At 65.5% G+C, this 16743-nt stretch carries 10 protein-coding genes; 6 read left to right on the top strand and 4 right to left on the bottom strand.

Translation table 11 applies throughout. The annotated features are described in order from the left end of the window. Positions 1-68: 68 nt before the first annotated feature. Positions 69-2642, bottom strand: coding sequence for a TonB-dependent receptor (locus F8197_RS08145; protein WP_152881461.1), 2574 nt, complete (start codon positions 2640-2642; stop codon positions 69-71). A 482-nt stretch (positions 2643-3124) separates the two neighbouring features. On the opposite strand from F8197_RS08145, the gene F8197_RS08140 reads away from it, so the two are divergent. Both F8197_RS08140 and F8197_RS28870 read left to right on the top strand, forming a co-directional pair. Further along, positions 3125-4039 (top strand): GGDEF domain-containing protein, encoded by a 915-nt coding sequence (locus F8197_RS08140; protein ID WP_152881460.1) that lies wholly within the window; start codon positions 3125-3127, stop codon positions 4037-4039. After that, positions 4036-5196: an AraC family transcriptional regulator ligand-binding domain-containing protein gene (locus tag F8197_RS28870; RefSeq protein WP_373996824.1), complete on the top strand. Its 1161-nt coding sequence runs from the start codon at positions 4036-4038 to the stop codon at positions 5194-5196. The genes F8197_RS08140 and F8197_RS28870 overlap by 4 nt, the downstream gene beginning before the upstream one ends. Here the strand turns inward: F8197_RS28870 and F8197_RS08125 are convergent. The 3 genes from F8197_RS08125 to F8197_RS08115 form a co-directional block, all read right to left on the bottom strand. Next, a complete protein-coding gene (locus tag F8197_RS08125; RefSeq protein ID WP_152881459.1) occupies positions 5171-6073 on the bottom strand; it encodes a hypothetical protein in 903 nt (300 codons plus the stop codon). The genes F8197_RS28870 and F8197_RS08125 overlap by 26 nt on opposite strands. Positions 6074-6143: 70 nt before the next feature. Continuing rightward, positions 6144-7280 (bottom strand): pyridoxal phosphate-dependent aminotransferase, encoded by a 1137-nt coding sequence (locus tag F8197_RS08120; protein WP_152881458.1) that lies wholly within the window; start codon positions 7278-7280, stop codon positions 6144-6146. A gap of 56 nt (positions 7281-7336) precedes the next feature. Beyond that, positions 7337-10189, bottom strand: coding sequence for a DUF3857 domain-containing transglutaminase family protein (locus F8197_RS08115; protein ID WP_193333372.1), 2853 nt, complete (start codon positions 10187-10189; stop codon positions 7337-7339). Positions 10190-10274: 85 nt separating this feature from the next. On the opposite strand from F8197_RS08115, the gene F8197_RS28865 reads away from it, so the two are divergent. The 4 genes from F8197_RS28865 (at position 10275) to F8197_RS08090 (ending at position 16666) form a co-directional block, all read left to right on the top strand. Continuing rightward, entirely contained in the window at positions 10275-13838 is a 3564-nt protein-coding gene (locus F8197_RS28865) for a DUF748 domain-containing protein (protein ID WP_227012159.1), read from the top strand. A gap of 82 nt (positions 13839-13920) precedes the next feature. After that, positions 13921-14775, top strand: coding sequence for a DMT family transporter (locus tag F8197_RS08100; RefSeq protein WP_152881456.1), 855 nt, complete (start codon positions 13921-13923; stop codon positions 14773-14775). An 85-nt stretch (positions 14776-14860) separates the two neighbouring features. Beyond that, a complete protein-coding gene (gene alaC, locus F8197_RS08095) occupies positions 14861-16060 on the top strand; it encodes an alanine transaminase (RefSeq protein ID WP_152881455.1) in 1200 nt (399 codons plus the stop codon). An 84-nt stretch (positions 16061-16144) separates the two neighbouring features. After that, positions 16145-16666 (top strand): hypothetical protein, encoded by a 522-nt coding sequence (locus tag F8197_RS08090; protein ID WP_152881454.1) that lies wholly within the window; start codon positions 16145-16147, stop codon positions 16664-16666. Positions 16667-16743 lie beyond the last annotated feature (77 nt).

The following is a 16743-nucleotide window of genomic DNA, read 5'->3' as shown; positions in this document are numbered from 1 at the left end:
CGACGAGGATGACGGTTCCTCTGGCTGCGGCTCGCGTTGCCGACGCTGGGTGCGAGCCGCTTCACGCGTTAGAACAGGCTTACCTTCAAGCTCAGCTTGTAGGTGCGGCCGTATTGCTCGTACTGGGCGTTATAAGCCTTGGTGCCCAGGTACGTGTAGTACTTTTCGTTGTTCAGGTTGGCCGCTTCCATGTTCAGCTGCACCTGCCTGGTCAGCTGGTACGACAGCGAGAAATCGACCTGTTTCTGGCTGTCCACGATGCGGTCGCCGCTGCCGTCGAGGATGTCGTCGCCCATTTCCAGCAGGTAGGGCGATTTGTAGTTGACGGCGATGCGGGTGGACAGCGGCCCCTGTTCGTAACCGAGCATCAGGTTCATCACGCGGTTCGACTGGCCCGGCAGGTGAATGCTGCGCGAGCGCATCGCACCGGCATCCTGGTCGTAGCGGGCCACGTTGGCCCTGGACCGGGTCAGGCTGCCGTTGGCGCCGAACACCAGGTTGTTGAATGGCGCCGGCAACATGCGCAGTGGCTGGTTGTACGACAGTTCGAGCCCCTTCACGCTGGCCTTGTCGCCGTTGGCGTAAGTGATGGCCGAGGTGTAGCCGGCCCAGGCGCCGCTGCCGGCCAGGTTGGTGGTGTAGGTAAAGTTCTTGATGTCCTTGTGGAACACGTAAGCCGATACCGCGCCGTCGTCGCCCAGCACGCGTTCGATGCCAAGGTCGAGGTTGGTCGATTTGAGCGGCGCCAGGTCGGGGTTGCCGATGGTCGCTTCGGTGTCGCTGGACTGGCTGATACCGGGTTTCAATTGGTCGAAGTTGGCGCGCACCACCGAGTGGGTCCAGGCGCCGCGCAGGCTGGTTTTGCCGTCGAGGTCGTAGCGGGCTTGCAGGGTCGGCAGCCAGTTGGTGTACGAGCGCTGGCGCTCGACCGGGGTGAAGGTTTCTTCTTCCTCGTTGACACTGGTGCCCGACGCCTTGAAGCGCGTATGCTCGGCGCGCACGCCGGCCAGCAGGTGCCAGTTGTCGATGTCGTAGCTGTGTTGCAGGTAGGCGGCGTCGATGTCTTCGTGCAGGTTGTAGTCGTCCACGCTGGAGTCCACCAGTACGCGGGCATTGGCGCGGTTCAGGCCAGCCACCAGCTGGCGGATCGCGCCGGGATTGATGGCGTTGCCGATGCGGCCCAGCTTGAAGTCGAGCTGCTCACCCGTGATATAGCTGGTCAGCGCGGTACTGGCGCCGCCGATCTGCGAACTGCTGTACGACCACGCTTCGGTATTGTTGTCCTTTTCGCGGCGGCTCAGCTTGGCGCCAAACTTGAACTTGCCGGTGCCTTCGCCGAGGTCGTATTTACGGCCGAGGTCGAAGCGGATATGGTGTTCCTTGTCGGTGGCGTCGCTTTGCTTGAGGGCGATCGAGTTCAGCTTGTACTTGCTGGCGTCGTACAGCGATTCCGGGCCGGTCAGGCGCGGGACGTCGGTGCCGGTGAAGCCCACGCCGGCAAAGTTGCTGGCGCCACGGAAGCGGGCGTCGTTGATCGACTCCGGCGCGTCGTCGCTGGCGCGGCTGGTACCGGCCGACGCTTCCAGTTTCCAGCGGTCCCATTTGAGCTCGGTGCCGGCTACGACCGAGCTGATGGTTTGCGTGTACTTGCGCTGGCGCAGGCGGCGTTCGCCACGGGCGTTGGCGGTGGCGCCTTCGGCCAGGCTGCCGCCGGCAACGTTGCTGATGGTGAGCCGGTCGCGCACTTCATCGTCGCTGAAGTCGCTGATAAAGCTGCGCACGTAGTATTTGCTGTGTTCGTCAAGGTGGTAGTCGAGATTGATGGCGGCGGCGCGGCGTTCGCGCGTGGGCAGGTAGTCGCGCAGTTCCACGCCGGCCAGCTTGCCGGGATTGACACTACTCCAGGCGCCACCGGTTTCCACGTTGTCGGAACCGAACTCGCGCTTTTCGAAGCTGATGCCGCCGGCCACGCCGAGTTTGCCTTCCATGAAGCGATCGGCAAACAGCACGCTGGCGTTGGGGCTGGTCTTGCCGATGTTCTGGTCGCGGCTGGCGCCGATCGAGCCGGACAGCAGCTTGCCGGGCAGGTTGAACGCGGACAGGGTTTTCACCTCAACCGTGCCGCCCAGCGAATTGGCGTCCTGGTCGGGCGTGAGGGTCTTGCTTACTTCCAGCGAGCGGATCAGGCCGGCCGGCAGCACGTCGAGCGCCACCGCGCGGCGGCCCGCCTCGGGCGACGGCACCAGCGCGCCGTTGATGGTGACCGCGTTCAGGTCGGGGCCCAGGCCGCGCACGCTCACGTAGCGGCCCTCACCCTGGTCGCGCTGGACCGACACGCCCGGCAGGCGCGCCAGCGCTTCGGCAGCGTTCTTGTCGGGCAGGCCGCCGATGTCGTCGCTGCTGATCACGCTCACGATATTGTCCGCCTTCTCCTGCGCGGCGATGGCGTTGCGCAGGCTCGAGCGCTGACCGGCGATGACCACGCTGTTGGCGGCAGTCACCAGCGCCGCATTGGCGCCGTTGGCGCCGTCGAGCGGCACGGCGGTCTGGGCAGCAGCTGTGCCTGCCAGCATGGCCAGCACGCCGAGCGTCAGCGCATTGAGGCGTGGATGGGTGGAGAGGTGAGGAGCGTTGGTTTTCATGGCGTACCGTGGGTTGGATGAGGGAACGCTGCGGATTCTAGGGATGCTATATGTCACTTGCATGACATGCCCCGGCGGCAAGTGCTGTAAACCGCCGCGTTGCAGGCGGTGGCGTGGCGAAATGAGCTCGATTGACCCGCCGTGGCTTGTGGTCGATTGTGGTCGGCTATTGCGGCTTACCGCTGCTGCTCACCAATGCCGCTCGTCATTGCCGCCTGCCGCAGATTGCCTGGCGGTACTCACCGGCGCTGGTCGCCGCTTGCTGATCATTGCTGCCGTCCCCAGACTGCTGCCGCTTGGCGGTGCTCCCCGGCGCTGAACGCCGTTTGCGATAGCTGGACTTCGCCCTGCGAACGTCGATGAGCCGTAATGACCTGTCCAAGCTGCGGTGTTGTGTATTTGCCCATCTCCGGCCTTGTCACACGGCGGTCATATGCAGGCGCTAAGCTGCCGCCGCAGTAACCACGTTCCGGTAAAACCTTATGCTGCAATTGCACCGCTCCACCTTGATCGTTTCCTGCCTGGCGCTGCTCGCCTGCGTGTTCCTGTATTCCACTCTGGGCGTGGCAAAACCGTTCCACATGTGGAAGTGGACCGACATCGTCAGCGAAGGCGGCACGGCGGTCATGGCTGGCAGCTGGGTGCTGTTTACCTTGAGCAGTCGGCCCGGCGGCCTGGTCACGCGGCTGCTGGCCGGCGGCCTGGCGATGATCATGGTCGGGTCATTTGCCGACTGCATGGATGAATTTTTCGCTGTCAGCAAGGCGGCCAGGTGGGACCACTGGCTCGAGATGCTGGTGCCGCTGGGCATGCTGGTGCTCACCTGCGGCATGTATTACTGGCGCCACGAACAGTTTCGCCTCAATGAACACTTGCAAAAGCGCGAGCGGCTGTTCCGCGATCACCGCGCGTTCGACCGCATCACGCAACTGGCCAATGCCGACTACCTGCGCCGCCAGATCCGCCACGAGCAGGCGCAGCGCCCGGGCCGGCCGTGCGCGCTGGTGCTGCTCGATATCGACAGCTTCCACTTGATCAACCGCGAGTTCGGCCAGCGCGAGGGCGACCGCGTGTTGCAGGCGGTCGGCCACATGCTGCTGCTCAACCTGCGCAACGACGACCTGCTGTGCCGCTATGCAGGCGACCGCTTCGCACTGCTGCTGCCCGACACCGGCGTGGCCGAGGCCGAAGCAATGGCGCGCCACCTGGCGGCAATGGTGGGGCAGATGCGCCACCACGCCAAGGATGGCCGCGTATCCATCAGCGTGCGCCATGCCTGCGCCAGTGCGGATACCGATGCCGACGTGTTGCTGGCCGAGCTGGGACGGGTGCTGGCGGCATCAGCCCAGCCGGTATCGTCCGCACCATCGGTAGCTGTTGCCGGCGCGTCAGCGTGATCGCCTACCGGCAAAGCAATGACAGTTTTATCGTGGCGCGCCACCAGCCGGCGTTGCTGCTCGACTACGCGCGCAGCCAGGATATCGGTGGCGAGCAACTGCTGCGCGGCACCGGCCTGACGGATGACGAGCCGCCGGATGCGCACGTTCTGCTGGCGCCGCAGCAGTACCTGCAATTGCTGGCCAACGTCATGCGCGCGCTGGCCAGCAGCGACACCAGCTTCCTGCTGGGCCAGCAAATGCTGCCCGGCCATTACGGCGCGCTCAGTCACGCGCTGCTGCAGGCGCAGAACCTGCGCCAGGCGCTCGACATCCTGTGCGCCGGCCACGCACGCCTGTGCCCGCTGCTAACGCCGCGCTGGCGCGAAGAAGGTACGCAGGGCAGCATCCAAGGCACTATCCACGGCGGCACTCAGAGCGGCACTTACGGCGGCACTCAGAGCGACACTTACGGCGGGACCCGAGGCGGCATCCATGGCGGTACTCAAGGCGGTAGCGGCAGCACTCATGGCGGCATGGCCGTGTTGTACTGGACCGACAGCTTCGGCGCGCCGAGCCAGTTGCCGGCGCTGGTGGAAATGCACATGACGGCCGTGACGGCGATGTGCCGCTGGCTCGGTGGCGAACGGCTGCCGTGGCGTTACTGCCTCAATCGCAGCGCACCGGCCCACGTCGAGCAGCACGAGGCGCACCTGGGCAGCGACCTGCGCTTCAACTGCCAGTTCGACGCCATGCTGATCGATCCCGTGTGGCTCGATCGTCCCTGGCCGCGCGGCAATGCGCTGGCGTCGGCGGCGGCGTTGCAGGGCGTTGCGGGCGAGTCACCGGCACTGGTGCCCAGCCTGCTGACGGCGCTGTACGACTACCTGCTCGACAATATCCGGCTGGGACCGACGCTGGAGGGCAGCGCGGCGGCGTTTGGCGTCAGTCCCGCCACGTTCAAGCGGCACCTGGCCCGCCACGGCAGCCACTTCCAGGCCGAGCTGGACCAGGTGCGCGCGCACGTGGCGATCCACCTGTTCCAGGTGCGCGGGTATGACAACGAGGCGGTGGCGCAGTACCTGGGCTTCCACGACGCCACCAACTTCCGCCGCTCGTTCAAGCGCTGGACAGGGTTGGTGCCGAGCTTGCTCAGGGATGCGTTGTTGCGGGGATGACCTCGGCGTCCTGGTACAGCAGCGATTCCCGCGACAGGTCGGGTTCGAGCAATTCAAGCGGCAATGGCGCGGGCTGGGAATCCGTAGGCATATTGAATGGTTTCGGCGGTTGCACGGGTCTTGGTACCGCGACCGGTTTCGGCGCCGGCTCGCCGTCGAGCTCGAACGTGAGCAGCGTATCGTCGGGCCATTTGTCGTCGCCGAGCGGGGCGTTGAATGCCAGTTGCTTGCCGCTGGCCGGCATGACCTGCTTGCGCGAGCCGGCCGTGTACGTGATGCTGTTGTACGGTGCCGGGGCGTCGAACATGCGGTCCTGCTCGCACGGGCCTTTTTCAAACCAGCTCTTGGCGTCGAGCAGTATCCGTTCGCGCAACATGTCTTTTTTCAGGATGCGTACCTGGACTTCGCAGGCCAGCCGCAAGTCGCCCATGCGCAGCACGTTTTGCGGCAAGTCCGGTGTGCGTACAGATACTATCGGGTGCTGGTAAAGGCCCGACGGAAAACGCCGGCTCATTACCACGTATGCACCATCGGACCGGGCGCGGTCGTTCGGCGGCAGCACGAAGCTCAGGTCGGGCGCCAACGGCAGCGGCACCGACCAGCCCTTGACGGCGATGGTGGCGGTGGTGTCCTCGAGCTTGCCATCCTTCTCCCTGGGCGGCAGCATGCCCTTGGGCATCTGGTAGCGCATGAGGGCGCCCGGCGCCAGGCGCGGACTGCGGCGCTCGAACATGTCCACACCGGCTTCGAGCCCCTTGTAGCTCCACGCCATCTGGGTAGTGCCAGGCTGGAGCGGCCCGACGATGGTGACGGCGTCGCCGAGCGGGGACGGCGCCTGTGCACTGGCACCCTGAGGGGCCAGGATCAGCGCGGCCAAGGCCAGGGCCGGGGAGATAGTCGTTAGTTTACGCATTGCTGTTATAAATTTTAGCGATCCCGAAAGTTGTTTATAAACCGGCCTGCGCGGCAAACCACGGCTGCAGGCGGGCGATGGCGTCCACGATCTGTGGCGTGGACACGGCAAAACTCATGCGGAAAAAATGGCGGCCGTCCACCGGGTCGAAATCGATGCCGGGGGCGGTGGCCACGCCCGTGTCGTTCAGCAGGCGCTGGCAAAAATCCAGGCTGTCGTCGGTCAGGTGGGCGATGCTGGCATAAATATAGAACGCGCCGTCGGGCGGGGCGATGGCGCGCAGGCCCAGGTCGGGCAATGCCGCCAGCAGCAGGCGGCGGTTTTCCGCGTACACGTGCAGGTGGCTGTCGAGTTCGGTCAAGTCGTCGAAGGCGGCCAGCGCCGCGTGCTGGCTTAGCGATGGCGCGGTAAGGAACAGGTTGCCGCAATACGCCTGGGCGCGGGCAATATGGTCCTCCGGCACCAGCAGCCAGCCCAGGCGCCAGCCAGCCATGCTGAAGTACTTGGAGAAGCTGCTCACCACCAGCGCCTCGGGTGCGTAGGCCAGGATGGTTTGCGCCGGCTCCACGTAGCTCAGGCCGTGGTAGATCTCGTCCGAGATGATGCGGATGCCACGCTCGCGGCACACTTCGGCAATCGCCGCCAGTTCTTCGGCCGCAATGATGGTGCCGGTGGGGTTGGCCGGGCTGGCGATGATGACGGCGTGTGGCGCCGGTTCGACGGCGGCCAGGGCGGCAGCGGTAAGCTGGTAGCGCACCTCGGGGCCGCACGCTATTTCCACCGGTTCCAGGTGTAAAGCTTTTAAGGCGTTTCTGTAGGCAACGTAGCCGGGCCGCGCCAGCGCCACCCGGTCGCCCGGAGAAAACAGCGAATTCAAGGCCAGCACCAGCGCCGGCGAGGCGCCGCAGGTGAGGATGAACCGCTCGGGATTGACCGTCACGCCGTAACGTTCGTGGTAATGCCGCGCCAGGCGCTGCTTGAGCGGCGCGCTTTCCCAGTAGCCCATGGCGTCGTCGTCCAGCACCGCGTGGGCGCGGGCGATGGCGGCCGGCGGCGCACCGGTGGACGGCTGGCCGAACTCCATGTGGATGATGGAGCGGCCCTGCGCCTTGAGGGCATGGGCCAGGCGGCTGATGGCGATGGCGTGGAACGGTTCGAGTTGGGCTTGCATGCTATTGCATTTTACGTAACGAGTCGGCGATTTTCGTATTGTAAGCCCTGCGCGGATTACTTGGCGGCCGGTGCGGTGCCGGTCAGCAAAGCTAGTTCGCTGCGCGCCAGCAAGGTGGACTCGAATCCGCGCAAGCCGTGGTCGGCCACGTAATTGAGCGCGCCAATGGCTTCGGCGGCTTTTCCCTGTGCCCGCAGGCTCGAGCCGATGGCAAACCAGGCGTCGTTGAGCGCCATCTCGCGCTTGACCGGGCCGAATTCGCGCGCAATATCGAGCAAGGCCTGCTGGCCGATCTTGCCGCCCAGGTAATCGAGCACCGGGCGCGGCCACGCGCCGTCCGGTACCGCATCCACGTAGGCTTGCAAGTCCGGGGGCAGTGGCTGGTGCGCATGCTGGAACACCAGCGCGATCTGGATCGCTTCGCTTGGCAGCAGCTTGCCTTGCTTGAGCTTGGCCTTGACGTAGCGGACGGCGTCGCCAGCGGCAGCGGCGGTATTGCCGAGCGACATGCGTGCCCAGGCTTGCTTGAGCAGCGCGGCGTCGTCTTCCTTGACGTCGGTCTTGGCAAAGGTTTCCAGCGCGCGCGGATAGTCGAGCTGGCTGAAGTACACCTGGCCCAGGCACAGGTCGCGTTCTTTATCGAAACCTTTTTGCTGCGCCAAGTCGGCAATCATCTGCGGCAGATACCGTAGCGTGCCGCTGCCACCGTCACCTGCCGTCACCAGGTGGCGCACGGCCGCGCACTTGAGGCCCAGGATCTCCGCTGTCATCGGTGACCGGCTGCGCTCCTTGATTGCTTCGCCCAGGCTCGCCAGTATCGTTTTGTTGCGCATGGCAATCGCATCCTGCACCGTCAGCTGCTCGGCGCCGACGTTGATGGCAAAGGCCTCGTGGAAATGCACGTTGCCCTCGCCAAACGACTGCAGTGCCGGATTTTTGACTGCCGCGCCCAGCTGCGGCACCTCGGCCGCCGGCACTTGCGCGCGCTTGGTGGCGTAATCGATGGTGTAATCGAGCTCGTTGCCGCGCCAGGAAAATTCCTGGCGTGCATCGAAGAACGGGTTGTCGATGTCCACCGCACCTTCGCTGAACATCATTTTTACCCTTTGCGGCCATTGCACCTGCATGCGGTAACGGGTCTGGAACCGGCCCATCGGCATTTGCAGCGGCAGCGTGCGCGTCAGCGAACCGGGGATGCGCAGCAAACCATTGAGCACCTTGGAATCGAAGCGCATGACGTAAAGACTGTTTTGCTGCAGGACCGGCTTGGGCAGGCGCAGGGCGGACAGTACCGAGAATGTCGTGCCGTCCGCGCTGTCTTCGAGCGTTGGTCCTTCGACCAGCTCGGCGCCTGGATACAGCTTGTCGAAGTCGGCCAGTACATTCTTGGCCAGGTCCGGTGGCGAACTGCCGTTCAGCGCTGCCCGCACCGGCGCCGCCAGGTTGCCACGGTAGCTGATGCGTACCTTGAGGCGGGCGTCGCCATCGAGCTCGTCGAGGACGAATGACTCCAGCCGCTCGATCACCGGCTGATCCACGACTTCTTCCGGCAAGGCGATCAGATCGGTGGTGTCGGCCGCCACCACCAGCCCGGCTGCGCCCGGTACGGCCGTCGGCAGCAGCGGGATCAGCGCCTTCTCGCCCACCCGGGTCGGATCGACGAAATAGGTCTTGCCGTCGAGGTGCACGCGCACGATGGCGTGATCGAACACGGTGGGTGCGGCAATGCTCTTGCGCGGATAGGTGGGCAACTGGGCGTTGACCAGCACCGGCTCGGCCTTGATGCCCATCTGCGCCAGCAGGGCGATCAGCAGCACGCTCTTGTCCTTGCAATCGCCGAAGCGGCGCCGCAGCACCTCGTCCGGCACTTGCGGGCGGTGCGAATTTTCGCCCAGCGCCACGCTGAAGTAGCGGATCTCGTCCTGCACCCAGCGCAGCGCGGCGCTGGCCCGTTCGGTATCGTTGGCGCCGCCGGCAAAGCGCTGCGCCAGTGTGACCAGTTCGGATGGCGCCTCCGGCTTTTTGGCCGCCGGCCGCGCGGTCGATGCCGGTGGCGTCGGTGCAAACAGCGCGTTGGCCCATTGCGCCACCTGTTGCCAGCTGCCGTATTCGCTGAACTGCAGCACGCGTGCGCGCAGCACGTCGTTGGGCACGCCTTCGTCGAGCGAAAACGGCGCCAGCGCCTGGCCTTCGAAGCGCAAGCGCTCGATATTGCCGATGCGTTCGATCACCGGCGCCAGGCCGGGCGCGTAGGCGTCGCTCACTTCGCGCCAGTGCAGCGGCGTGGCGGCCGGATGCGACACCAGCAGCTTGCGCACCTCCTGCGGAATATGGCGGTCCCACTGGTAGTCGTCGGTCCAGGTGCTGCCGAATACCGGGTTGGCGCCCTCGGTCGAATAGACGATTTGCAGCGTGTCGCCCACCCGCACGTCGTCGAGCAGCAATTGCGCCGAGGTGACACCCATGTAAAAGCCGGTGGCAACACTGGTTTCCTGTTCCAGCAGGCGGATGTTGACCGTGGCCGTGCGGTCGAGCACGGTGTCGCCGCGCAGGATCGCCACCCGGTGCAGCGACAGCTTCTCGTAGGCGGGACGATAGGGCAGCGAATACTGGCCGATTTCGCCCAGCTTGCTCTTGTCATTGACCTGCACTGCGCGGTTGACCAGCACCACCGGCTTCGGACCCGCCCAGGCCTGGGTTTCCATCAGGCGCAGCACGACCGGCCCGGTCTGCACCGCCGGCGGCACTGCCGACAGCGGCGCGATCCATTTCGGCAGCGGGGCGTTGCGAATGAAGGTGCTGTCCTGCTTCGCTGCAGCCGCCTTGGGGGCGGCCAGCACCGGCTGGGTGATAACGTTGGCGGCAACGAGAACGATGGCGGCGGGGAGTAGCGCGGGAGAGAGTCGCATTGTCAGATGGCTGAGAAGCCAATAAATTGATTCAAGTAAACTATTATAATGGCAGCTGTTGCAACTTTGTATATAAGACTGAGCGATGGGCAAAAGGTGGAAGCGGTGGGGCATGGGCGTGGCTGGCGCGGTGGGACTGTATGCGACGGTGGGCGGCTGGGTGCTGCCGCACGTGCTCAAAACGCAGTTGCCGGCCTTTGCCGCAAGCCGCCTCGATCGCAAGGCCAGCGTGGGCGAACTGCGCTTCAACCCGTTTACCTTGCGGCTCGAGGCGACCGATCTGGTACTGACCGAGGCCGATGGCGCGCCGCTGTTCGCGGTGGAGTCGCTGGCCGTGGAATTGCAATGGCGCTCGCTGCTGCGCCGGGCCTGGACCCTGGCTGAAGTCCGACTTGGTGCGCCCTCGGTGCAACTGGCGATCGACAAAAACGGCTCGCTCAATCTGGCGCGCCTGATCGATACCCTCAACCGCGACCGGGCCGACCAGCCGTCAGCGCCGCCGCCGCGCCTGGTGATCGAACATTTCGTGCTGGCGCAGGGCAAGCTGGCGCTGCACGACCGCCATGCCGGCTACGACGAAACCTTCGCGCCGATCACATTCGAACTGCGCAACCTGAGCACCCTGCCGAACCAGCACGGCGACTACACGCTGAGCGCCGATGCCGGCCGTGGCGGAAAACTGCACTGGCAGGGCAGGGCCAGCCTTGATCCGCTGGCGCCGCTGAGCGGCAGCGGCGCGCTGGTGCTGCGCGATGTCGCCTTGCCGGGCCTGGCGCCGTATCTGCAAACCCTGGCCGGCGTCACATTGACGCAAGGGCGGTTGTCGGCGACCTTGCCTTACCACTACGCCTACACCGACGGCAAGTTCGACGCCCGTCTGCCGGGCGCCAGCGTGACGCTCGACGGCGTGGCGTTGGGCCTGGCCGAGCGTCCGACGCTGCGGGCCAGTGCTGACCGCGTCAAGCTGGGCCTTGCGCTGCACGTGCGCAGCGCGGCCAGCGGCATGCAGCTCGACGTCGCCCAGGCGGCGCTGGCGGTGGAACAACTGGCGCTGGCCAACGGTGCGGCCATGCCGGTGACCGTGGCGCGACTCAATATCGAAGATGGTGCGCTCGACTTGGCAGCGCGGCGCGCCAGCGTAGGGCGGCTCTACGCCGAGGGTGGCCAGCTCGATTTGTCGCGCGACGCGGCCGGCCAATGGCGCTTGCTGGAAGGCTGGGCGGTGGCAGGTCGTGATGGTGGTGGCGACCTTGGTCATGACGGCGATGGTGGCAACGGTTTCGATGGCTTAAGCGGGGCCAGCATAAGCGACCGCGGCACGGCGGGCAAGCCGGCCAGTATAGGCAACAGAGGCAACAGCGGCAGCGGACTCAATGGCGTCAATGGCCGCGATGGCGGCCGAGTTGAACTCGCGCGGCAGACGTCGGCCGGTAATCCGTGGACTGCTGTGGTCAAGTCGGTACAGGTGCGGGAGTTCGGCGCCCTGATGGATGATGGCGCCAGCGGCGTCAAAGTCCACCTGCAAGACTTTTACCTGAACCTGGCGGATGTCGGCACCGATCTCGCGCGCGCCATCGCCTTCGACGGCGGCGTCGGCCTGCGCGAAGGTGGTCAGCTGACTGCCAAAGGATCATTCGTGCCGGCCGGCGCCGTGGTCGATACCGAGCTTGCCTTGAGCGGGCTGGCGCTGGCGCCAATGCAGCCGCTGCTCGACCAGTACGTCAGGCTCAAGCTGGTCGATGGCAGCGTGTCGGCCGCCGGCCGCTTGCGAACTGGTGCCGGCACCGGCGACAAGGCCGCGCCTGCGCTGCGCTACGACGGGTCGTTCGAGGTGGCGCAGTTGGCGCTCAACGAGCACGATGGCGACCACTTCGCGCACTGGAAGTCGGTGCGCGCCGACCAGGTGGCATTCACGCTGGGCCCGGACCGGCTGGAGGTGGCCGAGCTGCGCGTGGTCGAACCGAACGCCATCCTGATCATCGACAACGACCGCAGCTTCAATGCCCAGCGCTTGCTGGTGCAGCGGCCGGCGGCTGCTGTTGCACCAGCCTCGGCGCCGACTGTTGCGCCAATCGCTGTTGCATCGATGTCTCCAGCGCCGGCCCCGGCGCAAGTAGCCGCTGCACCTGTAGCCGCCGCAACAGAAGCCACAGCAGCAGAAGCCACAGCAGCAGAAGCCGCAGCAGCAGGCGCGGCTGCGCCAATAGTCTCTTCATCAAAAGCCGCCGCATCAGCGGCCGCTGCGCCGGTGGCTGTTGCACCAGCGGCCGTGGCCGTGCCAAGGGAAATGCCTGCCGCAGCGCGTGCAGAAGCCGGTGCCGAGGCATTTCCGGTACGCATTCGGCGCATGCGTGTCGAGAATGCCCAGCTCGACTTCACCGACCTCAGCCTGCGGCCGCAGTTTGCCGCCAGGGTGGTGGAGTTGAATGGCGTCGTTTCCGGCCTGTCCACCCGGCCCGGCGCGCGGGCCCAGCTCGAGCTCGACGGCCGGGTCGATGACTACGGCCTGGCGCGCATCCGTGGCCACCTGAATCCGTTTGCGCTGACCGACAACACCGACGTGCAAGTGATGTTCAAGAACCTGGACCTGGTGTCGGCATCGCCATACAGCATGAAGTTTGCCGGCTACAAGATCGCCCAGGGCAAGGTGTCGCTTGACCTCGATTACCAGGTGCGGCATGGCGCGCTGCAAGGCAGCAACCGCATGGTGCTCGACCAGTTGACCCTGGGCGAGCGCATAGCCAGCCCCGACGCGTTAAAACTGCCGCTGGAACTGGCGCTGGCGCTGCTCAAGGACGGCGATGGCCGCATCGATCTCGGCGTACCGGTGACCGGCGACCTCAACGATCCGCAGTTCAACTACGGCGCGGTGGTGTGGAAGGCTGTTGGCAACATCATGACGCGCGCGGTGACGGCGCCGTTCCGCGCGCTGGGCCGTTTATTTGGCATCAATGGCGAGCGCTTGCAGGCAGTGGAGTTCGATGCCGGCAGCGATCGCCTCTTGCCGCCCGAGCGAGAAAAATTGCAGCAGGTGGCGCAGTTGCTGGCGAAAAAGCCGGAACTGGCGCTGACCGTGCCGGCCAGCTACAGCGAGGCGGCCGATGGCCTGGCCTTGCGCACCCAGGCGCTGCGCCGCACGGTGCTGGCACGTGCCGGCGTGCGCGTCGAGGCCGACGAACAGCCCGGCCCGCTCGACCTGGGCGGCCGCAAACTGCGCACCGCCTTGCGCGACCTGTACGCCGAACGCCTGGGCACAGCGGCGCTGGCGCAGCAAAAATTACTGGCGGAGAAGGCAGGCGGCGCCGTAGTGACGGTTGACGGTACGGTCGCAAATGCTGCCGCTGCCGGCACCGCTGGCACAGCAGCCAAGCTGCCGCTGCTGCAGCGCCTCGGCAAGATGGTACAGGGCGAGCCGCAAGTGGCCGATCCGTCGGCCTTTTACGCGGCCTTGCAGGCGCAACTGGTTGAGCACGAAAAATTGCCGGCGGACGCCTTGCCGCAACTGGCCGCGTGGCGTGCTGCTGCCATTGTCGCGCAGCTCAAGCTGGCTGGCGCTGGCACGGTAGCGGTCAAGGCGGGCGCGCCGCACAAGCTCAAGGTGGCGGCGGGCCGGCCGGTCGCGCTGGCGCTGGAATTATCGGCCAAATGATGACCAGGAATAATCCAATCCGACCAGCGGCGCCCGGCACCTGGCCGCTGCACCGCTTGACGCCACCGGTAGCCCGAAACAGATGACGACACAAAAATCAATCACCGCCGGTAGCCCGGTCCTGGCCAGCCTGGCGCTGCTGGCCAGCCAGATCTCGCTCAACGCCGGCGCGGCCGTGGCCAAGCACCTGTTTCCGCTGGTTGGCGTCGAGGGCGTGACCGCGTACCGGATCGGCTTTGCGGCCTTGCTGATGATGGCGATCTTCCGCCCGTGGCGGGTGCCGCTCACCTGGCGCCAGGCCGGCAACGTGGCCGTGTATGGCAGCGTGATCGGCCTGATGAACCTGCTGATTTACCGTGCGTTCAGCCATATTCCGATGGGCATCGCGGTGGCCATCGAGGTGTCCGGTCCACTGGCGGTGGCGGTGTGGACCTCGCGCCGCCCGCGCGACCTGGCGGCGGTGGGGCTGGCGGTGCTGGGTTTGTACTTCCTGCTGCCCATACACGGCAAGGTCGATCAGCTCGATCCGGTCGGCGTTGCCTATGCGGCGGGCGCGGCGGTGTGCTGGGCGCTGTACATCGTGTTCGGCAAGCGGGTGTCGGTGATGCATGGCGGCCAGTCGGTGGCGTGGGGCATGACGGCCGGCGCGCTGTTCATCGTGCCATTGGGCGCCTGGACCTCGGGCGCGGTGCTGCTCACGCCGTCGTTCATGGCGGTCGGCCTGGCGATCGCGGTGATGTCGAGCGCCTTGCCGTACACGCTGGAGATGCTGTCGATGCGCAGCCTGTCGTCGCGCACTTTCAGCATGTTCAGCAGCGCGGCGCCGGCGCTCAGCGCGCTGGCCGGCATGGTGCTGCTGGGCGAGCACCTGACGCCCACCCAGTGGCTGGCGATCGCCAGCATTGTTGCGGCCTCGGCACTGACCACCTTGCGCTAGGTCCAATAGTTCGGCTAGTATGGATTCCGGTGCAACATTGCATCGACGTCGCTCGGACGGTTCCGGGCGCTTACGTGAGACATCCATGACTGACACCCAAACTCCGCGCAAATTTTCGCGCATCGATCGCCTGCCCCCCTATGTTTTCAATGTCACCGCCGAGCTCAAGCTGGCGGCGCGCCGCCGTGGCGAAGACATCATCGACATGTCGATGGGCAATCCGGATGGCGCCACGCCGTCGCACATCGTCGATAAACTGGTCGATACCGTGCGCCGGCCCGACACCCATGGCTACTCGGCTTCCAAGGGCATCCCGCGCCTGCGTCGGGCGATCACCAAGTGGTACCAGACCCGTTATGCCGTCGAGTTCGATCCCGACTCGGAAGCCATCGTCACCATCGGTTCCAAGGAGGGGCTGGCGCACCTGATGCTGGCCACGCTCGACGCCGGCGATACCGTGCTGGTGCCCAATCCCAGCTACCCGATCCACATCTGGGGCGCGGTGATTGCCGGCGCGAATATCCGCTCGGTGCGCATGACCCCGGGCGTCGATTTCTTCGAGGAGCTTGAGCGCGCGGTGCGCGAGAGCTATCCCAAGCCGAAGATGATGATACTCGGCTTCCCGTCGAACCCCACCGCGCAATGCGTGGAGCTGGAGTTCTTCGAACGGGTGGTGGCGCTGGCGCGCCAGCATGATATTTTGGTGGTGCATGACCTGGCCTACGCCGACATCACTTTCGATGGCTGGCAGGCGCCGTCGATCATGCAGGTGCCGGGCGCGCGCGACGTGGCGGTGGAATTTTTCACCATGAGCAAAAGCTACAATATGGCCGGCTGGCGCATCGGTTTCATGGTGGGTAACAAGGAGCTGGTGGCGGCGCTGGCGCGCATCAAGAGCTACCACGACTACGGCAGCTTCACGCCGGTGCAGGTGGCCGCGATTGCCGCGCTCGAAGGCAAGCAGGACTGCGTGGAAGAGATCCGCGCCATGTACCAGAGCCGGCGCGACGTGCTGCACAAGGGATTGTGCGAAGCGGGCTGGCCGGTGGATACGCCGAAAGCGTCGATGTACATCTGGGCCCGCATACCGGAGGCGTACCGCCACCTCGGTTCGCTGGAGTTTTCCAAGCTGCTGCTGTCCGAGGCCAAGGTGTGCGTCTCGCCCGGCATCGGCTTCGGCGAGTACGGCGACGACTACGTGCGCTTCGCGCTGATCGAAAACGAGGCGCGCATCCGCCAGGGACTGCGTGGTATCAAAGCCATGTTGCGCAAAACCGCCACGTAAAATCGCGCAAAGTTTAATCGGTATCAAATAGATTGTTTGATCAGACGGCTATGGTGAGGTTTCGTTTGCTACTGGAGCCCCACCATGTCCACCGTGCCTGTAAGTGACAGCACCCGCCACCTGATTGCCGCCGTCAAAAAGCTCGAACACTCGCTGCACACGTCCGGACTGCCGCGCTGGATGGCGCGCTTGCCGGCCTGGTGGCTGGGCTGGCATTACTGCCGCATGCTCGATCATAAAATCGCCCGCATGCGCCGCATCGCGCACAAGTTCGAGCAATGGCTGCCGGCCATCCGTGCGGCTGACCAGGACCCGCGCACGCAGCTGGAGTTCATCGACATGGACCACGCCATGCGCGACGATATCGACGCTACCCGGCAAACCATGTGGGAACTGCGCGCCTACTGCATCGATATCGCCACCATGTTCGACCAGCTCGGCTACCAGTCGGCACGGCTGAACCGGCGCCAGCGGCTGTTCCTGGCGGTGATCGAGCATACCTGCGTGCAGGCCGCCACCATGCAGGACACACTCGTGGCACACGACACTCGCGTGCTGGCGCTGCTAAAGCAACGCCAGCAGCCGCATCTGCCGGTCTGCGCCTGAAATTTAACCTGTGTCGCCAGCCCGAATTAGCCCGGTGCGGGCTCGACCCCAGCCGGTAACGGCGACCTGTGGTCCGC

Origin of the sequence: Duganella sp. FT27W, assembly GCF_009295655.1 — a bacterium.
GTDB lineage: Bacteria > Pseudomonadota > Gammaproteobacteria > Burkholderiales > Burkholderiaceae_D > Rugamonas > Rugamonas zoogloeoides.
The sequence above is the reverse complement of the archived record's forward strand: the minus strand, read 5'-3'. Positions and strand labels throughout refer to the sequence as shown.

Bases quoted from the DNA above. Each gene is read 5' to 3' on its own strand.
- F8197_RS08120 (WP_152881458.1), bottom strand. From the start codon at position 7,280: ATGCAAGCCCAACTCGAACCGTTCCACGCCATCGCCATCAGCCGCCTG.
- F8197_RS08140 (WP_152881460.1), top strand. From the start codon at position 3,125: ATGCTGCAATTGCACCGCTCCACCTTGATCGTTTCCTGCCTGGCGCTG.
- F8197_RS08090 (WP_152881454.1), top strand. From the start codon at position 16,145: ATGTCCACCGTGCCTGTAAGTGACAGCACCCGCCACCTGATTGCCGCC.
- alaC (WP_152881455.1), top strand. From the start codon at position 14,861: ATGACTGACACCCAAACTCCGCGCAAATTTTCGCGCATCGATCGCCTG.
- F8197_RS08100 (WP_152881456.1), top strand. From the start codon at position 13,921: ATGACGACACAAAAATCAATCACCGCCGGTAGCCCGGTCCTGGCCAGC.
- F8197_RS08115 (WP_193333372.1), bottom strand. From the start codon at position 10,189: ATGCGACTCTCTCCCGCGCTACTCCCCGCCGCCATCGTTCTCGTTGCC.
- F8197_RS28865 (WP_227012159.1), top strand. From the start codon at position 10,275: ATGGGCAAAAGGTGGAAGCGGTGGGGCATGGGCGTGGCTGGCGCGGTG.
- F8197_RS08145 (WP_152881461.1), bottom strand. From the start codon at position 2,642: ATGAAAACCAACGCTCCTCACCTCTCCACCCATCCACGCCTCAATGCG.